The sequence below is a fragment of the Kitasatospora sp. NPDC005748 genome, from assembly GCF_040630735.1.
Taxonomy (GTDB): Bacteria; Actinomycetota; Actinomycetes; order Streptomycetales; family Streptomycetaceae; genus Kitasatospora.
The window spans coordinates 1-1,196 of the sequence record NZ_JBEXYD010000161.1 but is presented as its reverse complement, the minus strand read 5'-3'; the positions used below and the strand labels follow the sequence as shown (position 1 = coordinate 1,196).

2 protein-coding genes are annotated in these 1,196 nt (G+C 70.9%); one reads left to right on the top strand and one right to left on the bottom strand.

The window, feature by feature from the left end:
* The first annotated feature begins 334 nt into the window (after positions 1 to 334).
* A complete protein-coding gene (locus ABZ495_RS37065) occupies positions 335 to 769 on the top strand; it encodes a hypothetical protein (RefSeq protein ID WP_329486969.1) in 435 nt (144 codons plus the stop codon).
* Positions 770 to 914: 145 nt separating this feature from the next.
* Here the strand turns inward: ABZ495_RS37065 and ABZ495_RS37060 are convergent.
* The coding region (locus ABZ495_RS37060; protein ID WP_359812525.1) for an electron transfer flavoprotein subunit alpha/FixB family protein at positions 915 to 1,196 on the bottom strand (282 nt) is incomplete at its 5' end.

The window sequence follows — 1,196 nt, the reverse complement described above, 5'->3', positions numbered from 1 at the left end:
CCGCCGCGAACGGAGCGATCTTCGCCTCGGCCAGCGAACGCACCGCCTCACGCAGCATCTCGTGCTCCTCGGAGATCCGGAAGAGATCGAAGTCCTGGCTCATGATCGGCACTCCTGTTTCGCGACGGTACTCAGTACCCTTCATTATGCATGCGCGTAGCAAAAAGGGAACTCAGTGCCTTCCCAGGGCGGTACTGAGTTCCCTATCCTTTTGCTGGCGTACGGAGGCCGTATCGCGGACGTACGCCGAGGACACACCCCGGCTGCCCGCCGGCCGTACGCCGGCGGCGCACAGCGAGCCGGCAGCCCAGTCCGAGTGCAGGGAGATGACACCGTGGTCCACTCAGCCATCGACGCCGACATCGACAGCACCCCGCTGTACTTCCAGCGCTGTACGTGGTGCAGCAACCCGACCTTCCAGCGGCTGCTCTGCCCCACCTGCGGCTCCACCGACCTGCGCCTGGAGCGCAGCCAGGGCACCGGCGTGGTGCGCCGGTGCGCCGTCGAGCAGGCCAGGACGCCCCTGGCCCGGCAGAAGTCGCTGATCCGGATGGCCGAGGGCTTCGACGTCTGGTGCATCGTCAGCGGTCTGCGCAGCACCGTCCCGGTGGGCACCCGGGTCCGGCTGACCCCGGCCCCCGACTCCGACCAGCCGGAGCTCACGCTGCTGCCGCAGGAGGAGCCCGAGCGGGTGCAGCCCGTCGAGCCGCGCCCGCTGCCGCCGAACCAGGGCGGCTTCACCCAGCACCTGGCGGCCTGCGCCGAGTAGTCCGCACACGTGCCGCGGGCGTCGCGGAGCAGGCCTGGACCACCTGCGGGACGCACGCCGCGCGGGGCAGCAGCGGATACGCCGGAGGGCGTGGCACCGGGTACTCGGTGCCACGCCCTCCGGCGCGTCGTGCTCGGTCGTGCGGTCAGCCCTTGCGGGCCTGGACCTCGCCGGTGAGCTGCGGCAGCACGGCGAAGAGGTCGCCGACCACGCCGTAGTCCGCCAGCTCGAAGATCGGGGCCTCCGGGTCCTTGTTGACGGCCACGATGGTCTTCGAGGTCTGCATGCCGGCCCGGTGCTGGATGGCACCCGAGATGCCGTTGGCCACGTACAGCTGCGGGGAGACCTGCTTGCCGGTCTGGCCGACCTGGTTGCTGTGCGGGTACCAGCCGGCGTCGACGGCGGCGCGCGAGGCACCGACGGCCGC